The 23,076-nt window shown below is 52.1% G+C and carries 24 protein-coding genes; 16 read left to right on the top strand and 8 right to left on the bottom strand.

Annotated features, from left to right (window positions below; genetic code table 11):
• Positions 1 to 118 precede the first annotated feature (118 nt).
• The 8 genes from yajG (at position 119) to yajR (ending at position 8,992) form a co-directional block, all read left to right on the top strand.
• Positions 119 to 697, top strand: a complete 579-nt coding sequence (gene yajG, locus EAS44_RS18505) for a lipoprotein (protein ID WP_001295326.1) — start codon at positions 119 to 121, stop codon at positions 695 to 697.
• Between the two features lie 43 nt (positions 698 to 740).
• Entirely contained in the window at positions 741 to 2,216 is a 1,476-nt protein-coding gene (gene ampG / locus EAS44_RS18510; RefSeq protein ID WP_000098442.1) for a muropeptide MFS transporter AmpG, read from the top strand.
• Between the two features lie 458 nt (positions 2,217 to 2,674).
• Positions 2,675 to 3,631, top strand: coding sequence for a cytochrome o ubiquinol oxidase subunit II (gene cyoA / locus EAS44_RS18515; protein WP_001239431.1), 957 nt, complete (start codon positions 2,675 to 2,677; stop codon positions 3,629 to 3,631).
• 21 nt (positions 3,632 to 3,652) lie between these two features.
• Positions 3,653 to 5,644, top strand: a complete 1,992-nt coding sequence (gene cyoB, locus EAS44_RS18520; protein ID WP_000467180.1) for a cytochrome o ubiquinol oxidase subunit I — start codon at positions 3,653 to 3,655, stop codon at positions 5,642 to 5,644.
• Positions 5,634 to 6,248 carry a cytochrome o ubiquinol oxidase subunit III gene (gene cyoC, locus EAS44_RS18525; protein WP_000179824.1) on the top strand — a complete coding sequence of 205 codons (615 nt, stop codon included), beginning with the start codon at positions 5,634 to 5,636 and terminating at the stop codon, positions 6,246 to 6,248. The genes cyoB and cyoC overlap by 11 nt, the downstream gene beginning before the upstream one ends.
• Complete coding sequence (gene cyoD, locus EAS44_RS18530) at positions 6,248 to 6,577, top strand: cytochrome o ubiquinol oxidase subunit IV (protein ID WP_000019796.1); 330 nt, start codon at positions 6,248 to 6,250, stop codon at positions 6,575 to 6,577. The genes cyoC and cyoD overlap by 1 nt, the downstream gene beginning before the upstream one ends.
• Positions 6,578 to 6,588: 11 nt before the next feature.
• Positions 6,589 to 7,479, top strand: a complete 891-nt coding sequence (gene cyoE, locus EAS44_RS18535; protein ID WP_000576425.1) for a heme o synthase — start codon at positions 6,589 to 6,591, stop codon at positions 7,477 to 7,479.
• Between the two features lie 148 nt (positions 7,480 to 7,627).
• The gene (gene yajR, locus EAS44_RS18540) at positions 7,628 to 8,992 is read left to right on the top strand and encodes an MFS transporter (protein WP_001000984.1); all 1,365 of its coding nucleotides are present in this window, start codon (positions 7,628 to 7,630) and stop codon (positions 8,990 to 8,992) included.
• Between the two features lie 127 nt (positions 8,993 to 9,119).
• On the opposite strand, the gene yajQ is transcribed toward yajR, so the two are convergent.
• Positions 9,120 to 9,611, bottom strand: a complete 492-nt coding sequence (yajQ, locus tag EAS44_RS18545) for a nucleotide binding protein YajQ (RefSeq protein WP_001138904.1) — start codon at positions 9,609 to 9,611, stop codon at positions 9,120 to 9,122.
• A gap of 167 nt (positions 9,612 to 9,778) precedes the next feature.
• On the opposite strand from yajQ, the gene panE reads away from it, so the two are divergent.
• Together panE and yajL are read left to right on the top strand one after the other, a co-directional pair.
• Complete coding sequence (gene panE / locus EAS44_RS18550) at positions 9,779 to 10,690, top strand: 2-dehydropantoate 2-reductase (protein WP_000705871.1); 912 nt, start codon at positions 9,779 to 9,781, stop codon at positions 10,688 to 10,690.
• The gene (gene yajL, locus EAS44_RS18555; RefSeq protein ID WP_001276309.1) at positions 10,653 to 11,243 is read left to right on the top strand and encodes a protein deglycase YajL; all 591 of its coding nucleotides are present in this window, start codon (positions 10,653 to 10,655) and stop codon (positions 11,241 to 11,243) included. Before panE ends, yajL begins: the two co-directional genes overlap by 38 nt.
• A gap of 53 nt (positions 11,244 to 11,296) precedes the next feature.
• Here yajL and thiI read toward each other — a convergent pair whose 3' ends face one another.
• Positions 11,297 to 12,745: a tRNA uracil 4-sulfurtransferase ThiI gene (gene thiI, locus EAS44_RS18560; protein WP_000668687.1), complete on the bottom strand. Its 1,449-nt coding sequence runs from the start codon at positions 12,743 to 12,745 to the stop codon at positions 11,297 to 11,299.
• Positions 12,746 to 12,950: 205 nt separating this feature from the next.
• On the opposite strand from thiI, the gene xseB reads away from it, so the two are divergent.
• From xseB to yajO, 4 genes are read left to right on the top strand one after another with little or no spacing between them, the layout of a single operon-like run.
• The gene (gene xseB, locus EAS44_RS18565) at positions 12,951 to 13,193 is read left to right on the top strand and encodes an exodeoxyribonuclease VII small subunit (RefSeq protein WP_001124935.1); all 243 of its coding nucleotides are present in this window, start codon (positions 12,951 to 12,953) and stop codon (positions 13,191 to 13,193) included.
• Complete coding sequence (gene ispA, locus EAS44_RS18570; protein ID WP_000347226.1) at positions 13,193 to 14,092, top strand: (2E,6E)-farnesyl diphosphate synthase; 900 nt, start codon at positions 13,193 to 13,195, stop codon at positions 14,090 to 14,092. Before xseB ends, ispA begins: the two co-directional genes overlap by 1 nt.
• A gap of 24 nt (positions 14,093 to 14,116) precedes the next feature.
• The gene (gene dxs / locus EAS44_RS18575) at positions 14,117 to 15,979 is read left to right on the top strand and encodes a 1-deoxy-D-xylulose-5-phosphate synthase (RefSeq protein ID WP_000006815.1); all 1,863 of its coding nucleotides are present in this window, start codon (positions 14,117 to 14,119) and stop codon (positions 15,977 to 15,979) included.
• A 54-nt stretch (positions 15,980 to 16,033) separates the two neighbouring features.
• Entirely contained in the window at positions 16,034 to 17,008 is a 975-nt protein-coding gene (gene yajO / locus EAS44_RS18580; protein WP_001199808.1) for a 1-deoxyxylulose-5-phosphate synthase YajO, read from the top strand.
• 53 nt (positions 17,009 to 17,061) lie between these two features.
• On the opposite strand, the gene pgpA is transcribed toward yajO, so the two are convergent.
• From pgpA to nrdR, 6 genes are all read right to left on the bottom strand, one after another.
• Complete coding sequence (pgpA, locus tag EAS44_RS18585; protein ID WP_000154049.1) at positions 17,062 to 17,580, bottom strand: phosphatidylglycerophosphatase A; 519 nt, start codon at positions 17,578 to 17,580, stop codon at positions 17,062 to 17,064.
• Positions 17,558 to 18,535, bottom strand: a complete 978-nt coding sequence (gene thiL, locus EAS44_RS18590) for a thiamine-phosphate kinase (protein ID WP_000742109.1) — start codon at positions 18,533 to 18,535, stop codon at positions 17,558 to 17,560. Before thiL ends, pgpA begins: the two co-directional genes overlap by 23 nt.
• A gap of 77 nt (positions 18,536 to 18,612) precedes the next feature.
• Positions 18,613 to 19,032, bottom strand: coding sequence for a transcription antitermination factor NusB (gene nusB / locus EAS44_RS18595; RefSeq protein ID WP_000801125.1), 420 nt, complete (start codon positions 19,030 to 19,032; stop codon positions 18,613 to 18,615).
• A gap of 19 nt (positions 19,033 to 19,051) precedes the next feature.
• A complete protein-coding gene (gene ribE / locus EAS44_RS18600) occupies positions 19,052 to 19,522 on the bottom strand; it encodes a 6,7-dimethyl-8-ribityllumazine synthase (protein WP_001350619.1) in 471 nt (156 codons plus the stop codon).
• Between the two features lie 88 nt (positions 19,523 to 19,610).
• Positions 19,611 to 20,714 carry a bifunctional diaminohydroxyphosphoribosylaminopyrimidine deaminase/5-amino-6-(5-phosphoribosylamino)uracil reductase RibD gene (gene ribD / locus EAS44_RS18605; RefSeq protein ID WP_001150487.1) on the bottom strand — a complete coding sequence of 368 codons (1,104 nt, stop codon included), beginning with the start codon at positions 20,712 to 20,714 and terminating at the stop codon, positions 19,611 to 19,613.
• A 3-nt stretch (positions 20,715 to 20,717) separates the two neighbouring features.
• Positions 20,718 to 21,167, bottom strand: coding sequence for a transcriptional regulator NrdR (gene nrdR, locus EAS44_RS18610; protein WP_000543535.1), 450 nt, complete (start codon positions 21,165 to 21,167; stop codon positions 20,718 to 20,720).
• Between the two features lie 150 nt (positions 21,168 to 21,317).
• Between nrdR and yajI the strand changes: the two genes are divergently transcribed.
• Positions 21,318 to 21,857 carry a DUF3251 domain-containing protein gene (gene yajI, locus EAS44_RS18615; RefSeq protein WP_001298536.1) on the top strand — a complete coding sequence of 180 codons (540 nt, stop codon included), beginning with the start codon at positions 21,318 to 21,320 and terminating at the stop codon, positions 21,855 to 21,857.
• Between the two features lie 297 nt (positions 21,858 to 22,154).
• Positions 22,155 to 23,039 carry a nucleoside-specific channel-forming protein Tsx gene (gene tsx, locus EAS44_RS18620; protein WP_001295827.1) on the top strand — a complete coding sequence of 295 codons (885 nt, stop codon included), beginning with the start codon at positions 22,155 to 22,157 and terminating at the stop codon, positions 23,037 to 23,039.
• The last annotated feature ends 37 nt before the right edge of the window (positions 23,040 to 23,076 follow it).

Here is a 23,076-nt window from a genome sequence, read left to right on the forward strand (position 1 = left end):
CGATTATTTCGTCAACATGATGAATTTACATGCCTTACCCACTTCCCCTCGCCGTAGGCAATGTTATGATGGCGGGAATTTTTACCAAACACGCTTAAGAGTCTCTGAGAGCCCGAACATGTTCAAAAAAATCCTCTTCCCGTTAGTTGCTCTGTTTATGCTTGCAGGATGCGCAAAACCGCCAACAACTATTGAAGTTTCCCCGACGATTACACTGCCACAGCAGGATCCAAGCCTGATGGGCGTCACCGTAAGCATTAATGGTGCCGATCAGCGTACCGATCAGGCGCTGGCAAAAGTCACCCGCGATAATCAAATCGTTACCCTGACCGCCTCCCGCGATCTGCGTTTCCTGCTGCAAGAAGTGCTGGAAAAACAGATGACCGCCCGTGGATACATGGTTGGTCCGAATGGCCCAGTTAATCTGCAAATCATCGTTAGCCAACTGTATGCTGACGTGTCCCAGGGCAATGTGCGCTACAACATCGCGACCAAAGCGGATATCGCCATCATCGCTACCGCGCAGAATGGCAACAAAATGACCAAAAACTATCGTGCCAGCTACAACGTTGAAGGTGCGTTCCAGGCCTCCAACAAAAATATCGCCGATGCGGTTAACAGTGTGCTGACCGATACCATCGCTGATATGTCTCAGGACACCAGCATCCACGAATTCATCAAGCAGAACGCGCGTTAATTTCTGCCCTCTGGCCCGGTGCAAGCCGGGCCTGTAGACGCCCATGTCCAGTCAATATTTACGTATTTTTCAACAGCCGCGTTCAGCCATATTGCTGATCCTGGGTTTTGCTTCCGGGCTACCGCTCGCCCTGACGTCCGGCACCTTACAGGCCTGGATGACGGTCGAGAATATCGATCTCAAAACCATTGGTTTCTTCTCTCTGGTAGGCCAGGCTTACGTTTTTAAATTCCTCTGGTCACCACTGATGGACCGCTACACGCCCCCATTTTTCGGGCGGCGGCGCGGTTGGCTGCTCGCCACGCAAATTCTGTTATTAGTCGCCATTGCGGCGATGGGTTTTCTCGAACCAGGCACCCAGCTCCGCTGGATGGCGGCACTGGCGGTGGTGATCGCTTTTTGCTCTGCCTCCCAGGATATTGTCTTCGATGCGTGGAAAACCGATGTGCTCCCGGCAGAAGAACGTGGTGCGGGCGCGGCAATCAGCGTGCTGGGTTACCGTTTAGGGATGCTGGTTTCCGGCGGCTTAGCCCTGTGGCTGGCAGATAAATGGCTGGGCTGGCAGGGCATGTACTGGTTGATGGCGGCGCTGTTGATCCCCTGTATTATCGCGACGTTGCTTGCACCAGAACCCACCGACACCATTCCTGTGCCCAAAACGCTGGAACAAGCGGTTGTTGCACCTCTGCGAGATTTCTTTGGTCGCAATAATGCCTGGCTTATTTTGCTTCTTATCGTGCTGTATAAGCTGGGCGACGCATTCGCTATGAGCCTGACAACCACGTTTTTGATTCGCGGCGTCGGGTTTGATGCGGGTGAAGTAGGCGTGGTTAACAAAACGCTTGGCTTACTGGCGACCATTGTTGGCGCATTGTACGGTGGGATTTTGATGCAGCGCCTGTCGCTGTTCCGTGCACTGCTGATTTTCGGCATTTTACAAGGTGCATCTAACGCCGGTTACTGGCTGCTGTCGATTACTGATAAGCATCTCTACAGCATGGGTGCAGCCGTCTTTTTCGAAAACCTCTGTGGCGGGATGGGTACATCAGCCTTTGTCGCGCTGTTAATGACGCTGTGTAATAAGTCATTTTCCGCTACTCAATTTGCCCTGCTCTCAGCGCTTTCTGCTGTAGGGCGAGTTTATGTCGGCCCCGTGGCGGGTTGGTTTGTTGAAGCACATGGCTGGTCGACATTCTATCTATTCTCCGTCGCCGCTGCCGTACCAGGGCTTATTTTGCTGCTGGTTTGCCGCCAGACGCTTGAATATACACGAGTAAATGGCAACTTTATCTCCCGTACCGAATATCCTGCAGGTTATGCCTTTGCCATGTGGACACTGGCGGCGGGTATCAGCCTGTTGGCCGTGTGGTTACTGCTGTTGACAATGGACGCGCTGGATTTGACGCACTTCTCTTTCCTGCCTGCGCTGCTGGAAGTCGGGGTTTTAGTCGCCCTTTCTGGCGTTGTGCTTGGTGGTTTGCTGGATTATCTGGCGCTACGAAAAACACATCTGACGTAATCTGTAATATTATTTAGCTGTAGTAATCACTCGCCGTAATTATTACGGCTAAATAAACATCAGCATCGCTTATTAATATTTGTTCTTTTGTGCGGCTTAGCGTTTGGAAATTATTGACGCAATTTATGAATTCTATTTTTCTTACACGATTCAGCTAATGAGTCCTTATTTTCTCACCACCCAGTTGTCACCTCAATGATAATTATTTGTTAAATAATTGTTTTATTTTATATTGATTATACCAATTGCCCACCCAAACTCCTTCTGCACTCCCCTTTCGTTATAACGCCCTTTTGCAACAGCTTCTTAAAATCAACTTGATATGTTTTGCAACATATGTGACCTGATAGCCAAATCCAAGTAACAGGAATTTAATCATGTTTACAGTAATGTAACCTTCCCGTAAAATGCCCACACACTTTAAACGCCACCAGATCCCGTGGAATTGAGGTCGTTAAATGAGACTCAGGAAATACAATAAAAGTTTGGGATGGTTGTCATTATTTGCAGGCACTGTATTGCTCAGTGGCTGTAATTCTGCGCTGTTAGATCCCAAAGGACAGATTGGTCTGGAGCAACGTTCACTGATACTGACGGCATTTGGCCTGATGTTGATTGTCGTTATTCCCGCAATCTTGATGGCTGTTGGTTTCGCCTGGAAGTACCGTGCGAGCAATAAAGATGCTAAGTACAGCCCGAACTGGTCACACTCCAATAAAGTGGAAGCTGTGGTCTGGACGGTACCTATCTTAATCATCATCTTCCTTGCGGTACTGACCTGGAAAACCACTCACGCTCTTGAGCCTAGCAAGCCGCTGGCACACGACGAGAAGCCCATTACCATCGAAGTGGTTTCCATGGACTGGAAATGGTTCTTCATCTACCCGGAACAGGGCATTGCAGCCGTGAATGAAATCGCTTTCCCGGCGAACACTCCGGTGTACTTCAAAGTGACCTCCAACTCCGTGATGAACTCCTTCTTCATTCCGCGTCTGGGTAGCCAGATTTATGCCATGGCCGGTATGCAGACTCGCCTGCATCTGATCGCCAACGAACCCGGTACTTATGACGGTATCTCCGCCAGCTACAGCGGCCCGGGCTTCTCAGGCATGAAGTTCAAAGCTATTGCAACACCGGATCGCGCCGCATTCGACCAATGGGTCGCAAAAGCGAAACAGTCGCCGAACACCATGTCTGACATGGCTACGTTCGAAAAACTGGCCGCGCCTAGCGAATACAACCAGGTGGAATATTTCTCCAACGTGAAACCAGACTTGTTTGCCGATGTGATTAACAAGTTTATGGCTCACGGTAAGAGCATGGACATGACCCAGCCAGAAGGTGAGCACAGCGCACATGAAGGTATGGAAGGTATGGAAGGCATGGACATGAGCCACGCGGAATCCGCCCATTAAAGGGGTTGAGGAAGAATAAAGATGTTCGGAAAATTATCACTTGATGCAGTCCCGTTCCATGAACCTATCGTCATGGTTACGATCGCTGGCATTATTTTGGGAGGTCTGGCGCTCGTTGGCCTGATCACTTACTTCGGTAAGTGGACCTACCTGTGGAAAGAGTGGCTGACCTCCGTCGACCATAAACGCCTCGGTATCATGTATATCATCGTGGCGATTGTGATGTTGCTGCGTGGTTTTGCTGACGCCATTATGATGCGTAGCCAGCAGGCCCTTGCCTCGGCGGGCGAAGCGGGCTTCCTGCCACCTCACCACTACGATCAGATCTTCACCGCGCACGGCGTGATTATGATCTTCTTCGTGGCGATGCCTTTCGTTATCGGTCTGATGAACCTGGTGGTTCCGCTGCAGATCGGCGCGCGTGACGTTGCGTTCCCGTTCCTCAACAACTTAAGCTTCTGGTTTACCGTTGTTGGTGTGATTCTGGTTAACGTTTCTCTCGGCGTGGGCGAATTTGCGCAGACCGGCTGGCTGGCCTATCCACCGCTATCGGGAATAGAGTACAGTCCGGGAGTCGGTGTCGATTACTGGATATGGAGTCTCCAGCTATCCGGTATAGGTACGACGCTTACCGGTATCAACTTCTTCGTTACCATTCTAAAGATGCGCGCACCGGGCATGACCATGTTCAAGATGCCAGTATTTACCTGGGCATCACTGTGCGCGAACGTACTGATTATTGCTTCCTTCCCAATTCTGACGGTTACCGTCGCGTTGTTGACCCTGGATCGCTATCTGGGCACCCATTTCTTTACCAACGATATGGGTGGCAACATGATGATGTATATCAACCTGATTTGGGCCTGGGGCCACCCGGAAGTTTACATCTTGATCCTGCCTGTATTCGGTGTGTTCTCCGAAATTGCGGCAACCTTCTCGCGTAAACGTCTGTTTGGTTATACCTCGCTGGTATGGGCAACCGTCTGTATCACCGTGCTGTCGTTCATCGTCTGGCTGCACCACTTCTTTACGATGGGTGCGGGCGCGAACGTAAACGCCTTCTTTGGTATCACCACGATGATTATCGCCATCCCGACCGGGGTGAAGATCTTCAACTGGCTGTTCACCATGTATCAGGGCCGCATCGTGTTCCATTCTGCGATGCTGTGGACCATCGGTTTTATCGTCACCTTCTCGGTGGGCGGGATGACTGGCGTGCTGCTGGCAGTACCGGGCGCGGACTTCGTTCTGCATAACAGCCTGTTCCTGATTGCGCACTTCCATAACGTGATCATCGGCGGCGTGGTCTTCGGCTGCTTCGCAGGGATGACCTACTGGTGGCCTAAAGCGTTCGGTTTCAAACTGAACGAAACCTGGGGTAAACGCGCGTTCTGGTTCTGGATCATCGGCTTCTTCGTTGCCTTTATGCCACTGTATGCGCTGGGCTTCATGGGCATGACCCGTCGTTTGAGCCAGCAGATTGACCCGCAGTTCCACACCATGCTGATGATTGCAGCCAGCGGTGCGGTACTGATTGCGCTGGGTATTCTCTGCCTCGTTATTCAGATGTACGTTTCTATTCGTGACCGCGACCAGAACCGTGACCTGACTGGCGACCCGTGGGGTGGCCGTACGCTGGAGTGGGCAACCTCTTCCCCGCCTCCGTTCTATAACTTTGCCGTTGTGCCGCACGTTCACGAACGTGATGCATTCTGGGAAATGAAAGAGAAAGGCGAAGCGTACAAAAAGCCTGACCACTATGAAGAAATTCATATGCCAAAAAACAGCGGTGCCGGTATCGTCATTGCGGCTTTCTCCACCATCTTCGGTTTCGCCATGATCTGGCATATCTGGTGGCTGGCGATTGTTGGCTTCGCAGGCATGATCATCACCTGGATCGTGAAAAGCTTCGACGAGGACGTGGATTACTACGTGCCGGTGGCAGAAATCGAAAAACTGGAAAACCAGCATTTCGATGAGATTACTAAGGCAGGGCTGAAAAATGGCAACTGATACTTTGACGCACGCGACTGCCCACGCGCACGAACACGGGCACCACGATGCAGGCGGAACCAAAATCTTCGGATTTTGGATCTACCTGATGAGCGACTGCATTCTGTTCTCTATCTTGTTTGCTACCTATGCCGTTCTGGTGAACGGCACCGCAGGTGGGCCGACAGGTAAGGACATTTTCGAACTGCCGTTCGTTCTGGTTGAAACTTTCTTGCTGTTGTTCAGCTCCATCACCTACGGCATGGCGGCTATCGCCATGTACAAAAACAACAAAAGCCAGGTTGTCTCCTGGCTGGCGTTGACATGGTTGTTTGGTGCCGGATTTATCGGGATGGAAATCTATGAATTCCATCACCTGATTGTTAACGGCATGGGTCCGGATCGCAGCGGCTTCCTGTCAGCATTCTTTGCGCTGGTCGGCACGCACGGTCTGCACGTCACTTCCGGTCTTATCTGGATGGCGGTGCTGATGGTGCAAATCGCCCGTCGCGGCCTGACCAGCACTAACCGTACCCGCATCATGTGCCTGAGCCTGTTCTGGCACTTCCTGGATGTGGTTTGGATCTGTGTGTTCACTGTTGTTTATCTGATGGGGGCGATGTAATGAGTCATTCTAACGCAAGCAGCGGCGCATCCCATGGCAGCGTAAAGACCTACATGACAGGCTTTATCCTGTCGATAATCCTGACGGTAATTCCGTTCTGGATGGTGATGACAGGGGCTGCCTCTCCGGCCGTAATTCTGGGAACAATCCTGGCAATGGCAGTGGTACAGATTCTGGTGCATCTGGTGTGCTTCCTGCACATGAATACCAAATCAGATGAAGGCTGGAATATGACGGCATTTGTCTTCACCGTGCTAATCATCGCCATCCTGGTTGTGGGCTCCATTTGGATTATGTGGAACCTCAACTACAACATGATGATGCACTAAGAGCGGCGGTTATGATATTTAAGCAATACCTGCAAGTAACGAAACCAGGCATCATCTTTGGCAACCTGATCTCGGTGATTGGGGGATTCTTGCTGGCCTCAAAGGGCAGCATTGATTATCCCCTGTTTATCTACACGCTGGTTGGGGTGTCACTGGTTGTGGCGTCGGGTTGTGTGTTTAACAACTACATCGACAGGGATATCGACCGAAAGATGGAAAGGACGAAGAATCGGGTGCTGGTGAAAGGCCTGATCTCTCCTGCTGTCTCGCTGGTGTACGCCACCTTGCTGGGTATTGCTGGCTTTATGCTGCTGTGGTTTGGCGCGAATCCGCTGGCCTGCTGGCTGGGGGTGATGGGCTTTGTGGTTTATGTCGGCGTTTATAGCCTGTACATGAAACGTCATTCTGTCTACGGCACATTGATTGGTTCGCTCTCCGGCGCTGCGCCTCCGGTGATCGGTTACTGTGCGGTAACCGGCGAGTTCGATAGCGGCGCAGCGATCCTGCTGGCTATCTTCAGCCTGTGGCAGATGCCTCACTCTTATGCCATAGCCATTTTCCGCTTTAAGGATTATCAGGCGGCAAACATTCCGGTACTGCCGGTGGTGAAAGGCATTTCGGTGGCGAAGAATCACATCACGCTGTATATCATCGCCTTTGCCGTTGCCACGCTGATGCTCTCTCTTGGCGGCTACGCTGGGTATAAATATCTGGTGGTCGCCGCTGCGGTGAGCGTCTGGTGGTTAGGCATGGCTCTGCGCGGCTATAAAGTTGCTGATGACAGAATCTGGGCGCGCAAGCTGTTCGGTTTCTCTATCATCGCCATCACTGCCCTCTCGGTGATGATGTCCGTTGATTTTATGGTGCCGGACTCGCATACGCTGCTGGCTGCTGTGTGGTAACACAACCTCTCAGTTAAAAAGGTGCTACGGCACCTTTTTTCTTAGCATTAGAATCATATCCCTCTCGAAATATTTACTAAAAAATCCGCATGTTTACCCCATTCGTTTGCCGCTTTACACTAGTCGCGAATTTAAAACAGAGGTGGTAATGAACGATTATAAAATGACGCCAGGTGAGCGGCGCGCGACCTGGGGTTTAGGGACCGTATTTTCATTACGCATGCTGGGCATGTTCATGGTTCTGCCGGTTCTGACCACGTACGGCATGGCTCTGCAAGGTGCCAGCGAAGCATTAATCGGTATTGCCATTGGTATTTATGGTCTGACTCAGGCCGTTTTTCAGATTCCGTTTGGCCTGCTTTCAGACCGCATTGGTCGCAAACCATTAATTGTCGGTGGGCTGGCGGTGTTTGCCGCCGGTAGCGTTATCGCTGCGCTCTCTGACTCCATCTGGGGAATTATTCTGGGCCGGGCGCTACAAGGCTCCGGTGCGATTGCCGCTGCCGTTATGGCGCTGCTTTCCGATCTCACGCGCGAACAAAACCGCACCAAAGCGATGGCGTTTATCGGCGTGAGCTTTGGCATTACCTTTGCCATTGCGATGGTGCTTGGCCCGATCATCACTCACAAACTTGGGCTGCACGTGCTGTTCTGGATGATCGCTATTCTGGCAACAACCGGCATTGCGTTGACCATTTGGGTTGTGCCCAACAGTAGCACTCACGTACTTAATCGTGAGTCCGGAATGGTGAAAGGCAGTTTCAGTAAAGTGCTGGCGGAACCGCGGCTGCTGAAACTCAACTTTGGCATTATGTGTCTGCATATTTTGCTGATGTCGACCTTTGTTGCCCTGCCCGGACAGCTGGCTGATGCGGGGTTCCCGGCGGCTGAACACTGGAAGGTCTACCTGGCAACGATGTTAATCGCCTTTGGCTCGGTCGTGCCTTTCATTATCTACGCTGAAGTTAAGCGCAAAATGAAGCAAGTCTTTGTCTTTTGCGTCGGGTTGATCGTGGTCGCGGAAATTGTGTTGTGGAACGCACAAACGCAGTTCTGGCAACTGGTGGTCGGCGTGCAGCTTTTCTTTGTGGCGTTTAATTTGATGGAAGCCCTTCTGCCTTCACTTATCAGTAAAGAATCGCCAGCAGGTTACAAAGGTACGGCGATGGGTGTTTACTCCACCAGCCAGTTTCTTGGCGTGGCGATTGGCGGTTCGCTGGGCGGCTGGATTGACGGCATGTTTGACGGTCAGGGCGTATTTCTCGCTGGCGCAATGCTGGCCGCAGTGTGGCTGGCAGTCGCCAGTACCATGAAAGAACCGCCGTATGTCAGCAGCTTGCGCATTGAAATCCCGGCGAACATTGCCGCAAACGAGGCGTTAAAAGTGCGTTTGCTGGAAACTGAAGGCATCAAAGAAGTGTTGATTGCAGAAGAAGAACATTCAGCTTATGTGAAAATCGACAGCAAAGTGACGAATCGCTTTGAGGTTGAACAGGCAATTCGCCAGGCATAAAAGCGAGGCGAAATTGCCTGCTGCGCTACGCTTATCAGGCCTACTAAGTTCCTGAGTTACAAACCTTTGTAGGCCGAATCAGGCGTTCATGCCGCATCTGACATGAACAAAGCGCAGGTTGTCGCGATTAATCGCGGAAGTTTTTGAACTGGAACGGCTGACCGAGATCGCCACCACGTACCATCGCCATGACAGCCTGTAAATCATCACGAGATTTACCCGTTACGCGGATCTCATCGCCCTGAATTTGCGCCTGCACTTTCAGTTTGCTGTCTTTGATCATTTTGACGATTTTCTTCTGAGTCGCGCTCTCAATGCCCTGTTTCAGTTTCGCTTCCACAAACCAGGTTTTACCGCTATGAACGATATTTTCCGGTACATCCAGTGAACTGCCTTCAATGCCGCGCTTCAGCAGCTTGGCACGCAGAATATCCAGCAACTGATTGACCTGGAAGTCGGACTCGCTCAACACTTTGATGGTTTTGCTGGCGTCATTCAGCTCAAATGAAGCTTCAACATTACGGAAGTCAAAACGGGACTCCACTTCGCGGCTCGCGTTATCGACCGCGTTACGTGCTTCCTGAAGATCAACTTCAGAGACAATATCGAAAGATGGCATCTTTTCCTCTCCCTTCATTTTTGATGCGAAGCATAATACCCGCAAAGTTAAATAACCGACAGTCCCGCACCAGGACGTATCCCTTAATTGTGCATAGTCGCAACAGCATGCACAATTAAGGGATAGCCTTATTGAACACCCGGAGTGGTTGCGGGTGAGGAGGAACAATGAAAATTACCGTATTGGGATGCGGTGCCTTAGGGCAATTATGGCTTACAGCACTTTGTAAACAGGGTCACGAAGTTCAGGGCTGGCTGCGCGTACCGCAACCTTATTGTAGCGTGAATCTGGTTGAGACAGATGGTTCGATATTTAACGAGTCTCTGACCGCCAACGATCCCGATTTTCTCGCCACCAGCGATCTGCTCCTGGTGACGCTGAAAGCATGGCAGGTTTCCGATGCCGTCAAAAGCCTCGCGTCCACACTGCCTGTAACCACGCCAATACTGTTAATTCACAACGGCATGGGCACCATCGAAGAGTTGCAAAACATTCAGCAGCCATTACTGATGGGCACCACCACCCATGCCGCTCGCCGCGACGGCAATGTCATTATTCATGTGGCAAACGGTATCACGCATATTGGTCCGGCACGGCAACAGGACGGCGATTACAGTTATCTGGCGGATATTTTGCAAACCGTATTGCCTGACGTCGCGTGGCATAACAATATTCGCGCCGAGCTGTGGCGCAAGCTGGCAGTCAACTGTGTGATTAATCCACTGACCGCCACCTGGAATTGCCCGAATGGTGAATTACGTCATCATCCGCAAGAAATTATGCAGATATGCGAAGAAGTCGCGGCAGTGATCGAACGCGAAGGGCATCATACTTCAGCAGAAGATTTGCGTGATTACGTGATGCAGGTGATTGATGCCACAGCGGAAAATATCTCGTCGATGTTGCAGGATATCCGCGCGCTGCGCCACACCGAAATCGACTATATCAATGGTTTTCTCTTACGCCGCGCCCGCGCGCATGGGATTGCCGTACCGGAAAACACCCGCCTGTTTGAAATGGTAAAAAGAAAGGAGAGTGAATATGAGCGCATCGGCACTGGTTTGCCTCGCCCCTGGTAGTGAAGAGACTGAAGCCGTCACCACTATCGACCTCTTGGTTCGCGGCGGTATCAAAGTCACCACTGCCAGCGTCGCCAGCGATGGTAACCTGGCGATTACCTGCTCGCGCGGCGTGAAGCTGCTGGCGGATGCGCCGCTGGTTGAAGTGGCTGATGGCGAATATGACGTGATTGTGCTGCCTGGTGGCATCAAAGGCGCAGAGTGTTTTCGCGATAGCACCCTGCTGGTTGAAACCGTTAAACAGTTCCACCGTTCCGGGCGTATCGTCGCGGCTATTTGCGCCGCGCCAGCCACCGTGCTGGTCCCGCACGATATCTTCCCGATTGGCAATATGACCGGCTTCCCGACGCTGAAAGACAAAATACCCGCCGAACAATGGCAGGACAAGCGCGTCGTCTGGGATGCACGGGTAAAATTGCTGACCAGCCAGGGGCCAGGTACAGCTATCGACTTTGGTCTGAAAATTATCGACCTGCTGGTTGGGCGCGAGAAAGCCCATGAAGTGGCATCACAACTGGTGATGGCGGCAGGGATTTATAATTATTACGAGTAGTGTCGGATGCGGTAAACGTCGCATCTGACCAGATGCGACGTTACAACCACATATTACGGGCGATACACCTTCACATTGTTAAAGCCCTGCTCGCGCAGATAGAGCGCCTGCAGGCGGCTCATCACCCCGCGCTCACACCACAACAGCCAGGTTTTGCTCTGGTCGAGATCGCCAAATTTGGTGCTCAGTTTATAGAACGGCAGAGAAACCACATCAATCCCTTCGACTTTCAGTGGCTTATCTTCCTGTTCATCGATAGAACGGATATCGAGGATCACGTCGTTCGGGCCGAAGCCATTGACGGTTTCCACTTCCACCACTTCCTGCTCGGTCTGCTGGGCGATTTCGCGGATATCAACGTTATTCGCTTCCTCCACCACTTTATCGAGAATGCTGAAGTCGAACTTCTCTTCTTCCGCTTCAATCTTCGATTTAACCGCTTTCACCGTCGGGCTTTTGGAAATCACGCCGCAATATTCCGGCATCGTGCGGGCAAAGTCTTCGGTGCCAATCTGGCGAGCCAGGTTGATGATGTGCTCTTTGTCGTAAGAGATCAGCGGACGCAGGATCAGCGTATCGGAGACGTTATCAATCAGGCGTAGGTTGGTCAGCGTCTGGCTGGACACCTGGCCGAGCGCTTCACCGGTAACCAGCGCCTGTACGCCGTAACGTTCTGCCACTTTGGACGCGGCACGCACCATCATACGCTTGAGGATAACGCCCATCTGACCGTCGTCGATTTTCTCGAGAATTTCCCCGACGACCGGTTCAAAATTAATAGCGACAAAACGCACGCGGTGGGAGCTGCCAAAGCGGTTCCACAGATAATGCGCCACCTGACGTACGCCAATTTCATGCGCCGCGCCGCCGAGGTTAAAGAAGCAGTAATGCACGCGGCAGCCGCGACGCATCAACATATAACTGGAAACACCGGAGTCGAAACCACCGGAAATGAGCGACAACACATCTTCCTGGGTGCCGATCGGGAAACCGCCAATACCTTCGTAGCGGCCTTTAATCAGCAGCAGACGATCGTCTTCCACTTCCAGATGGACAGTCACTTCCGGATTGGTCAGCTTCACGCGCGCGGATTCAATATGCTGATTTAAACCGCCGCCGACGTAACGTTCCACATCAATCGAGCTAAAATCATGTTTGCCGCGGCGCTTCACGCGTACGCAGAAGGTTTTGCCTTCCAGCTGATCGCGATATTGAACCAACGCTTTCTCGAAAATATCGTGCATGTCGGTAAACGGCACGTCTTCGACTTCGAGAATATGGTGGATACCCGGAATACGGGTCAGGGCGTCGCGAATAGCCAGACGCTGGTTTTCATCTTTTGCGCGAACTTCGATGTTATCCCAGTGACGGACGACAGCGAGCGTCTCATCATAGTGCTTTAAAACGTTACGAATGTTCCCGGTAAGGATTTTTATAAAGCGCAAGCGCACAGATTGGCTTTTGATGGTGATTTCCGGGAACAATTTAATGATAAACTTCATGGCGGCAATGGTTCGTTGGCAAGCCTTAAGCGACTTGTATAGGGAAAAATACAGCAGCCCACACCTGCGGCTGCATCCAGGCGCGGAAGTATACCACTAACATCGCTTTGCTGCGCACATCACCTTACCATTGCGCGTTATTTGCTATTTGCCCTGAGTCCGTTACCATGACGGGGCGAAAAATATTGAGAGTCAGACATTCATTATGCCGAAGAAAAATGAGGCTCCCGCCAGCTTTGAAAAGGCGCTGAGCGAGCTGGAACAGATTGTAACCCGTCTGGAAAGTGGCGACCTGCCGCTGGAAGAGGCGCTGAACGAGTTCGAACGCGGCGTGCAGCTGGCACGTCAGGGGCAGGCCAAATTACAACAAGCCGAACAGCGCGTACAAATTCTGCTGTCTGACAATGAAGACGCCTCTCTAACCCCTTTTACACCGGACAATGAGTAATGGACTTTCCGCAGCAACTCGAAGCCTGCGTTAAGCAGGCCAACCAGGCGCTGAGCCGTTTTATCGCCCCACTGCCCTTTCAGAACACTCCCGTGGTCGAAACCATGCAGTATGGCGCATTATTAGGTGGTAAGCGCCTGCGACCTTTCCTGGTTTATGCCACTGGTCATATGTTCGGCGTTAGCACAAACACACTGGACGCACCCGCTGCCGCCGTAGAGTGTATCCACGCTTACTCATTAATTCATGATGATTTACCGGCGATGGATGATGACGATCTGCGTCGCGGTTTGCCGACCTGCCATGTGAAGTTTGGCGAAGCAAACGCGATTCTCGCTGGCGATGCTTTACAAACGCTGGCGTTCTCGATTTTAAGCGATGCAGATATGCCGGAAGTGTCGGATCGCGACAGAATTTCGATGATTTCTGAACTGGCGAGCGCCAGCGGTATTGCCGGAATGTGCGGTGGTCAGGCATTAGATTTAGACGCGGAAGGCAAACGCGTACCTCTGGACGCGCTTGAGCGTATACATCGTCATAAAACTGGCGCATTGATTCGCGCCGCCGTTCGCCTTGGTGCATTAAGCGCCGGAGATAAAGGGCGTCGTGCTCTGCCAGTACTCGACAAGTACGCAGAGAGCATCGGCCTTGCCTTCCAGGTTCAGGATGACATCCTGGATGTGGTAGGAGATACTGCAACGTTGGGAAAACGCCAGGGTGCCGATCAGCAACTTGGTAAAAGTACCTACCCTGCACTTCTGGGTCTTGAGCAAGCCCGGAAGAAAGCCCGGGATCTGATCGACGATGCCCGTCAGTCGCTGAAACAACTGGCTGAACAGTCACTCGATACCTCGGCACTGGAAGCGCTAGCGGACTACATCATCCAGCGTAATAAATAAACAATAAGTATTAATAGGCCCCTGATGAGTTTTGATATTGCCAAATACCCGACCCTGGCACTGGTCGACTCCACCCAGGAGTTACGACTGTTGCCGAAAGAGAGTTTACCGAAACTCTGCGACGAACTGCGCCGCTATTTACTCGACAGCGTGAGCCGTTCCAGCGGGCACTTCGCCTCCGGGCTGGGCACGGTCGAACTGACCGTGGCGCTGCACTATGTCTACAATACCCCGTTTGACCAGTTAATCTGGGATGTGGGGCATCAGGCTTATCCGCATAAAATTTTGACCGGGCGCCGCGACAAAATCGGCACCATCCGTCAGAAAGGTGGCCTGCACCCGTTCCCGTGGCGCGGCGAAAGCGAATATGACGTATTAAGCGTCGGGCATTCATCAACCTCCATCAGTGCCGGAATTGGGATCGCAGTTGCTGCCGAGAAAGAAGGCAAAAATCGCCGCACCGTCTGTGTCATTGGCGATGGCGCGATTACTGCTGGCATGGCGTTTGAAGCGATGAATCACGCGGGCGATATCCGTCCTGATATGCTGGTGGTTCTCAACGACAATGAAATGTCGATTTCCGAAAATGTTGGCGCGCTCAACAACCATCTGGCGCAGCTGCTTTCCGGTAAGCTTTACTCTTCACTGCGCGAAGGCGGAAAAAAAGTTTTCTCTGGCGTGCCACCCATTAAAGAGCTGCTCAAACGTACCGAAGAACATATTAAAGGCATGGTAGTGCCTGGCACGTTGTTTGAAGAGCTGGGCTTTAACTACATCGGCCCGGTGGACGGTCACGATGTGCTGGGGCTTATCACCACGCTTAAGAACATGCGCGACCTGAAAGGCCCGCAGTTCCTGCATATCATGACCAAAAAAGGTCGTGGTTATGAACCGGCAGAAAAAGACCCAATCACCTTCCACGCCGTGCCTAAATTTGATCCCTCCAGCGGTTGTCTGCCGAAAAGTAGCGGCGGTTTACCAAGCTATTCAAAAATCTTTGGCGACTGGTTGTGCGAAACCGCAGCGAAAGATAACAAGCTGATGGCGATTACTCCGGCGATGCGTGAAGGTTCCGGCATGGTCGAGTTTTCACGTAAATTCCCGGATCGCTACTTCGACGTGGCAATTGCCGAGCAACACGCAGTGACCTTTGCTGCGGGTCTGGCGATTGGAGGCTACAAACCCATTGTTGCGATCTACTCCACCTTCCTGCAACGCGCCTATGATCAGGTGCTGCATGACGTGGCGATTCAAAAGCTTCCGGTCCTGTTCGCCATCGACCGTGCGGGCATTGTTGGTGCTGACGGTCAAACCCACCAGGGCGCTTTTGATCTCTCTTACCTGCGCTGCATACCGGAAATGGTCATTATGACCCCGAGCGATGAAAACGAATGTCGCCAGATGCTCTATACCGGCTATCACTATAACGATGGCCCGTCCGCGGTGCGCTACCCGCGCGGCAACGCAGTTGGCGTGGAACTGACGCCACTGGAAAAACTGCCAATTGGCAAAGGCATTGTGAAGCGTCGTGGTGAGAAACTGGCGATCCTTAACTTTGGTACGCTGATGCCAGAAGCGGCGAAAGTCGCTGAATCGCTGAACGCTACGCTGGTCGATATGCGTTTCGTGAAACCGCTTGATGAAGCGTTAATTCTGGAAATGGCCGCCAGCCATGAAGCGCTGGTCACCGTAGAAGAAAACGCCATTATGGGCGGCGCAGGTAGCGGCGTGAACGAAGTGCTGATGGCCCATCGTAAACCAGTACCCGTGCTGAACATTGGCCTGCCTGACTTCTTTATTCCACAAGGAACTCAGGAAGAAATGCGCGCCGAACTCGGCCTCGATGCCGCCGGTATGGAAGCCAAAATCAAGGCCTGGCTGGCATAATCCCTACTCTACTCCTGCTATGCTTAAGAAATTATTCATGGCAGGAGTGGCAGCATGCAATACAACCCCTTAGGAAAAACCGACCTTCGTGTTTCCCGACTTTGCCTCGGCTGTATGACCTTTGGCGAGCCAGATCGCGGTAATCACGCATGGACACTGCCGGAAGAGAGCAGCCGTCCCATCATTAAACGTGCGCTGGAAGGCGGCATAAATTTCTTTGACACCGCCAATAGCTATTCCGATGGCAGCAGCGAAGAGATCGTCGGTCGCGCACTGCGGGATTTCGCCCGTCGTGAAGACGTGGTCGTTGCGACCAAAGTGTTCCATCGCGTTGGTGATTTACCGGAAGGATTATCCCGTGCACAAATTTTGCGCTCTATCGACGACAGCCTGCGCCGTCTCGGCATGGATTATGTCGATATCCTGCAAATTCATCGCTGGGATTACAACACGCCGATCGAAGAGACGCTGGAAGCCCTGAACGACGTGGTAAAAGCCGGGAAAGCGCGTTATATCGGCGCGTCATCCATGCACGCTTCGCAGTTTGCTCAAGCACTGGAACTACAAAAACAGCACGGCTGGGCGCAGTTTGTCAGTATGCAGGATCACTACAATCTGATTTATCGTGAAGAAGAGCGCGAGATGCTGCCGCTGTGTTATCAGGAAGGCGTAGCGGTGATTCCATGGAGCCCGCTGGCGCGGGGCCGTCTGACGCGTCCTTGGGGAGAAACCACCGCACGGCTGGTGTCGGATGAAGTGGGGAAAAATCTCTACCAAGAAAGCAATGAAAATGACGCACAAATTGTAGAACGCTTAACGGGCGTCAGTGAAGAACTTGGTGCAACGCGAGCACAAGTTGCGCTGGCCTGGTTGTTGAGTAAACCGGGCATTGCCGCACCGATTATCGGAACTTCTCGGGAGGAACAGCTTGATGAACTGCTAAACGCGGTGGATATCACCTTGAAGCCGGAACAGATCGCCGAGCTGGAAACGCCGTATAAACCGCATCCGGTCGTAGGATTTAAATAGGTATGCAGGCCTGATGAGACGTGACAAGCGTCACATCAGGCATCGGTGCACAACTACGACAGAATACCCAGCGGCCAGTGATGACCGATAAAATACAGGATGCCAGCGGAGATCACCCCGGCGACAATATCGTCAATCATGATCCCCATGCCGCCATGTACATTGCGATCAAACCAGCGGATCGGCCACGGCTTCCACATATCCAGAATACGGAAAATCACAAATCCGGCGGTAACCCACTGCCAGTCATTGGTCGGCAGCGCCATGAGCGTAATCCACATACCAATAAATTCGTCCCAGACAATACTGCCGTGATCGTGCACGCCCATGTCTTTCGCCGTTTGATGACAAAGATAGACGCCGATACAGATCCCCAGCATTACCACCAGCGAATAGAGCTGCCAGGGCAAAAAAGTCATCAGATACCAGAAGGGAATCGCCGCCAGCGACCCCATCGTGCCAGGAACGATCGGGCTTAATCCACTTCCGAATCCGACAGCAAGCAGATGCCACGGATTACTCATTTTCAGGCGACTTTTCGCGACATCTTTATGGCGTGGCAAAATGGTCATATCCTTTCCAGTCTAACGTGACAGGTTCGCCGTCACGAATAAAACAAAGCCCTTCGATATCGGCGGTCATTTGCCCGATACAGGTAAACGGTACGCCCAGGTGTCCGAGAGCCACATCCAGCGCGCCACGGTTCAGTTCCGGCACCGTGAAACACAACTCGTAATCTTCACCGCCAGAGAGCGCCCAGCGCAGCGCCTGTTCCGGTTCAACATGGCGAGAAAGCGCATCAGAAAACGGCAGCAATGCCAGGTCAATACGTGCGCCGCAGTCGCTGGCTTTCACGATATGCCCGAGATCGGAAATCAGACCGTCAGAGAGATCGATAGCTGAATTTGCCAGATCGCGCAGTGCCTGCCCCTGTAAAATACGCGGCGACGGACGGAGATGACGTTTGATCAAGTAGTCCGCATCTTTAGCATCGGCAACCTGCAAACGGTTTTGCAAAATCGCCAGCCCGGCAGCGCTATCGCCCGGTGTACCGGTCACATAGATCCAGTCACCCGGTTTCGCCCCAGAGCGCGTTAAGGCTCGTCCCATCGGAACAAAGCCGTGGATACCCAACGTCATTGATAATGGCCCACGCGTGGTATCGCCGCCAATGAGTTGCATATCGTAATAATTGAGAAGATCAAACAAGCTGTCGCTGAAGGACTCAAGCCACGCTTCGTCTACGTCCGGTAAGGTTAATGCCAGCGTCAGCCAGGCCGGATCGGCCCCCATCGCTGCCAGATCGCTTAGGTTCACCGCCAGTGCTTTATAAGCCAGATCAGCAGGATCGATATCAGGGAGGAAGTGGTTGCCCGCCACCAGCGTATCAGTGCTGATCGCCAGGGTCTGTTTCTCGGGGATATTGAGAAGAGCGCAATCGTCGCCGATGCCCAGTTCGACATCAAGACGAGAACTTCTTACACGGTCAAAATAACGGGCAATCAGGGAGAACTCGCCACATGCCATACGTTACGCCTCAGCAGGTAAAAAAGAAAAGGCCGGCGATCGCGGAACGGTCTTCCGTGAATCTACCGGCCTGGATATTACTTTTTGTTAGGGCGAATCACAGGTGCTGCTTTATCGAGTACGCCGTTGACGAACTTATGGCTGTCTTCTGCGCCGAACGATTTCGCCAGTTCGATCGCTTCGTTAATGGCCACTTTGTATGGCACATCGCTACGTTTAGACAGCTCGTACAGCGCAATGCGCAGTACTGCTTTTTCTACCTGGCCCAGTTCTTCCAGCAGACGGGACAGGTACGGCTTCATCAGTCCGTCGAGGTATGCGGTGTTAGTCGCCACCCCGGCCAGCAGCTCACGGAAGTACAGGACGTCAACGTCTTTTACATCCTGTTCAGCCAGGAACTGGTATTCAACATCAGCGATGTCGTTCTGGGACAACTGCCAGGAGTAGAGCGCCTGGACGGCACACTCACGAGCGCGGCGACGAGCAGCAGGTTTCACGGATTTCCCCTTACTAATTTCAGGCCTTGATGGCTTTCAATACATTAATCATTTCAAGCGCGGTCAGTGCAGCTTCTGCACCTTTGTTGCCAGCTTTGGTGCCAGCACGTTCGATCGCTTGTTCAATGCTTTCAGTGGTCAGAACACCAAAAGCAACCGGAATTTCGCTGTCCTGGGCAACATGCGCCAGGCCGTTGCTTGCACCACCAGCGACATATTCAAAGTGGGCAGTGCCACCACGAATAACCGTACCCAGCGCAATCACCGCGTCGTATTTACCGGTTTTAGCCAGTGCACCCGCCGCCAGCGGCAGCTCATAGGCACCTGGCACCCAAACAATGGTAATGTTTTCATCTTTTACCTGACCGATACGTTTCAGTGCGTCAATTGCACCTTCCAGCAGGCTGTCATTGATAAAGTTGTTGAAACGCGCGATGGTGATGGCGACGCGAGCGTCCGGGGTAGCAACGTTAGCTTCAATAATGTTCATTTTCTTCCTTCGGGTTCGAGTATGGCCCCGCAGGGGGGCGGATTTTAGCATAATATTTCGTGCGCTGCTTCCCTTTCGAGCCGGGAGATCATGCACCCACTAAATGCAGGCAAACATCCGGGCCTACATGACGTATCTCTTTGAATTTAAATTGGGGAGCGTCGGCTAATTTCTCAAGCCCTGGCAGCGTGCATAATCCACGGGCGTCGTTGCCTAATAGTTTAGGTGCGATATAGACAATCAGCTCATCGACTAAACCCGCCTGTAGCAATGCGCCAGCGAGCGTTGGCCCCGCTTCCACCCAGATGCTGTTAATCTGCTGTTTACCCAGTTGCATCATTAGTACAACCAGATCCAGGTGACCTTTATGCTCTGGAATCAGCAAGGTACGCACCGTTTCCGGCCACTCACGAGAATCTTCCTGCGTACGCGCGAACCAGGTTTCGCCGGGCTGCTGCACAATGCGATGTTCCGGCGTCACGCGATTTTGGCTATCAATCACAATACGTACTGGCTGACGGAGATTTTGTTGCGGGTAGAGCCCCTGAGTTTGTTCATCCAGTTCAGACCAACGCACTGTTAAGGCTGGATCATCCGCCAGCACCGTGGCGCTGCTGGTTAAAATGGCATGACTTTGCGCGCGCAGTCGTTGTACGTCGCGTCGCGCCTGAGGTGAAGTGATCCACTGGCTTTCGCCACTCGCCATCGCCGTGCGACCATCAAGCGATGCGCCAAGTTTTAACTGAATATAAGGAAAGCCGGTGCGCATCCGCTTGAGAAAGCCTTTATTCAATTGCTCAGCTTCACTCATCATCAGCCCGTGGCTGACGTCAATGCCAGCCTGTTGCAAACGGTAAAGTCCACGTCCAGCGACCTGCGGATTGGGGTCTTGCATTGCAGCAACCACGCGCGCCACGCCCGCAGCAATTAATGCATCACAACACGGTGGCGTACGACCATGATGGCTACAGGGTTCGAGTGTGACATACGCCGTTGCGCCTTTGGCTTTTTCGCCGGCCATGCGCAACGCCTGTACCTCGGCATGCGGTTCACCCGCGCGTTGATGGTAACCTTCACCGACAATTTCGCCATCTTTGACAATGACGCACCCGACATTCGGGTTGGGATGCGTGGTAAAACGTCCTCGTTGCGCCAGCTTTAGCGCCCGCGCCATGTAATACTCGTCCTGCACGGCTTAGTCCTCCAGGCGCGCGATCTCTTCGCCAAATTCTTTGATATCTTCGAAACTGCGGTAGACAGAGGCAAAACGGATATAGGCGACTTTATCGAGCTTTTTCAATTGCTCCATCACCAGATTGCCAATCATCTTGCTCGGCACTTCGCGCTCACCGGTGGCGCGCAGCTGCGATTTTATATGATTGATTGCCATTTCGACGTCATCGGAACTCACCGGACGTTTTTCCAGCGCCCGCAGCATTCCGCTACGTAATTTCTCTTCATTAAACGGTTCACGCACGTCGTTGCTTTTTACAACACGCGGCATAACCAGCTCCGCCACTTCAAAGGTGGTGAAACGTTCATTACACACCAGACACTGCCGACGGCGGCGTACGGATGAACCCTCGCCCACGAGACGAGAGTCAATTACCTTAGTGTCCACGGCGAAACAGAATGGGCAATGCATACGGCGTCCTGACCAGGTGGTTAACAGAAATCTATTTTACCCTGAACTGACGATACAACAAAGGCGCAACGCTTTTGAGATAAAGGATCGATGCTTTCACTGCTTTTACCCTCTACCATTAGGCTAATTGCGACGAGAAAGGGACGACCTATGAATACTAACGTTTTTCGACTGCTCCTGCTGGGAAGCCTGTTCAGCCTTAGCGCCTGTGTGCAGCAAAGTGAAGTGCGACAGATGAAACACAGCGTCAGCACGCTGAACCAGGAGATGACGCAGCTCAATAAAGAAACGGTCAAAATCACTCAGCAAAACAGGCTGAATGCAAAATCCAGCAGTGGGGTTTACCTTCTGCCTGGAGCAAAAACACCAGCAAGACTGGAAAGCCAGATCGGTACTTTACGTATGTCGCTGGTGAATATTACGCCTGATACAGATGGCACCACCCTGACGCTACGTATTCAGGGCGAATCTAATGACCCTTTACCCGCATTCAGCGGAACCGTTGAATATGGGCAAATTCAGGGAACAATAGACAACTTTCAGGAAATCAATGTGCAGAATCAATTGATTAACGCACCTGCCAGCGTCCTCGCCCCCAGCGATGTTGATATTCCGTTACAGTTAAAGGGTATGTCTGTGGATCAGTTAGGCTTTGTACGTATCCACGACATTCAACCTGTTATGCAGTAAACGTATTGCGGGGCGATATTGTGCGTCCCGCAACATCTTCCCCGTCATTTTGTTACTCCGCTTACATCACCTGGATTGATAGTAAAAGTTTGCAACAAGGGTGAAAGTCAGTACAATCCCCGCCCGAATGTGTGTAAACGTGAACGCAATCGATTACGTAAATGATAGAACTGTGAAACGAAACATATTTTTGTGAGCAATGATTTTTATAATAGGCTCCTCTGTATACGAAATATTTAGAAACGCAATTTGCGCCTTTTTCACTCCCGCAAGGGATTTTCAAACAGTGGCATACATATGAAAAAAACATTACTGGCAGCCGGTGCGGTACTGGCGCTCTCTTCGTCTTTTACTGTCAACGCAGCTGAAAACGACAAACCGCAGTATCTTTCCGACTGGTGGCACCAGAGCGTTAACGTTGTCGGAAGCTATCACACCCGTTTCGGACCGCAGCTCCGCAACGATACCTACCTTGAGTACGAAGCATTCGCTAAAAAAGACTGGTTCGACTTCTATGGTTATGCGGATGCGCCGGTATTCTTCGGCGGTAACTCCGATGCAAAAGGTATCTGGAACCACGGTTCTCCGCTGTTTATGGAAATCGAACCGCGTTTCTCCATTGACAAGCTGACCAATACTGACCTTAGCTTCGGTCCGTTCAAAGAGTGGTACTTCGCGAACAACTACATTTACGACATGGGTCGTAATAAAGATGGCCGCCAGAGCACCTGGTACATGGGTCTGGGTACCGACATCGATACTGGTCTGCCGATGAGCCTGTCCATGAACGTCTATGCGAAATACCAGTGGCAGAACTACGGCGCAGCGAACGAAAACGAGTGGGACGGTTACCGTTTCAAAGTGAAGTACTTTGTGCCGATTACCGATCTGTGGGGCGGCCAGTTGAGCTACATCGGCTTCACCAACTTCGACTGGGGTTCCGACCTGGGCGATGACAGCGGTTATGCGAACAACGGTATTAAAACACGTACCAATAACTCTATTGCGTCCAGCCATATTCTGGCGCTGAATTACGATCACTGGCACTACTCTGTCGTTGCCCGTTACTGGCATAACGGTGGTCAGTGGAATGACGATGCAGAACTGAACTTCGGCAACGGCAACTTCAACGTTCGCTCTACCGGCTGGGGTGGTTATCTGGTAGTAGGTTACAACTTCTAATTGTGAGAATGCCGGATTTCATATCCGGCATTTTTTA

The organism is Escherichia coli DSM 30083 = JCM 1649 = ATCC 11775 (genome assembly GCF_003697165.2).
GTDB lineage: Bacteria > Pseudomonadota > Gammaproteobacteria > Enterobacterales > Enterobacteriaceae > Escherichia > Escherichia coli.

Excerpts from the sequence above, each read along its gene's own strand:
- yajQ (WP_001138904.1), bottom strand. The coding sequence starts at position 9,611 with ATGCCATCTTTCGATATTGTCTCTGAAGTTGATCTTCAGGAAGCACGT.
- tsx (WP_001295827.1), top strand. The coding sequence starts at position 22,155 with ATGAAAAAAACATTACTGGCAGCCGGTGCGGTACTGGCGCTCTCTTCG.
- yajR (WP_001000984.1), top strand. The coding sequence starts at position 7,628 with ATGAACGATTATAAAATGACGCCAGGTGAGCGGCGCGCGACCTGGGGT.
- ispA (WP_000347226.1), top strand. The coding sequence starts at position 13,193 with ATGGACTTTCCGCAGCAACTCGAAGCCTGCGTTAAGCAGGCCAACCAG.
- yajI (WP_001298536.1), top strand. The coding sequence starts at position 21,318 with ATGAATACTAACGTTTTTCGACTGCTCCTGCTGGGAAGCCTGTTCAGC.
- ampG (WP_000098442.1), top strand. The coding sequence starts at position 741 with ATGTCCAGTCAATATTTACGTATTTTTCAACAGCCGCGTTCAGCCATA.
- panE (WP_000705871.1), top strand. The coding sequence starts at position 9,779 with ATGAAAATTACCGTATTGGGATGCGGTGCCTTAGGGCAATTATGGCTT.
- xseB (WP_001124935.1), top strand. The coding sequence starts at position 12,951 with ATGCCGAAGAAAAATGAGGCTCCCGCCAGCTTTGAAAAGGCGCTGAGC.
- thiI (WP_000668687.1), bottom strand. The coding sequence starts at position 12,745 with ATGAAGTTTATCATTAAATTGTTCCCGGAAATCACCATCAAAAGCCAA.
- nrdR (WP_000543535.1), bottom strand. The coding sequence starts at position 21,167 with ATGCATTGCCCATTCTGTTTCGCCGTGGACACTAAGGTAATTGACTCT.
- thiL (WP_000742109.1), bottom strand. The coding sequence starts at position 18,535 with ATGGCATGTGGCGAGTTCTCCCTGATTGCCCGTTATTTTGACCGTGTA.
- cyoC (WP_000179824.1), top strand. The coding sequence starts at position 5,634 with ATGGCAACTGATACTTTGACGCACGCGACTGCCCACGCGCACGAACAC.
- ribE (WP_001350619.1), bottom strand. The coding sequence starts at position 19,522 with ATGAACATTATTGAAGCTAACGTTGCTACCCCGGACGCTCGCGTCGCC.
- cyoB (WP_000467180.1), top strand. The coding sequence starts at position 3,653 with ATGTTCGGAAAATTATCACTTGATGCAGTCCCGTTCCATGAACCTATC.
- pgpA (WP_000154049.1), bottom strand. The coding sequence starts at position 17,580 with ATGACCATTTTGCCACGCCATAAAGATGTCGCGAAAAGTCGCCTGAAA.
- cyoE (WP_000576425.1), top strand. The coding sequence starts at position 6,589 with ATGATATTTAAGCAATACCTGCAAGTAACGAAACCAGGCATCATCTTT.
- yajL (WP_001276309.1), top strand. The coding sequence starts at position 10,653 with ATGAGCGCATCGGCACTGGTTTGCCTCGCCCCTGGTAGTGAAGAGACT.
- yajG (WP_001295326.1), top strand. The coding sequence starts at position 119 with ATGTTCAAAAAAATCCTCTTCCCGTTAGTTGCTCTGTTTATGCTTGCA.
- cyoD (WP_000019796.1), top strand. The coding sequence starts at position 6,248 with ATGAGTCATTCTAACGCAAGCAGCGGCGCATCCCATGGCAGCGTAAAG.
- cyoA (WP_001239431.1), top strand. The coding sequence starts at position 2,675 with ATGAGACTCAGGAAATACAATAAAAGTTTGGGATGGTTGTCATTATTT.
- dxs (WP_000006815.1), top strand. The coding sequence starts at position 14,117 with ATGAGTTTTGATATTGCCAAATACCCGACCCTGGCACTGGTCGACTCC.
- yajO (WP_001199808.1), top strand. The coding sequence starts at position 16,034 with ATGCAATACAACCCCTTAGGAAAAACCGACCTTCGTGTTTCCCGACTT.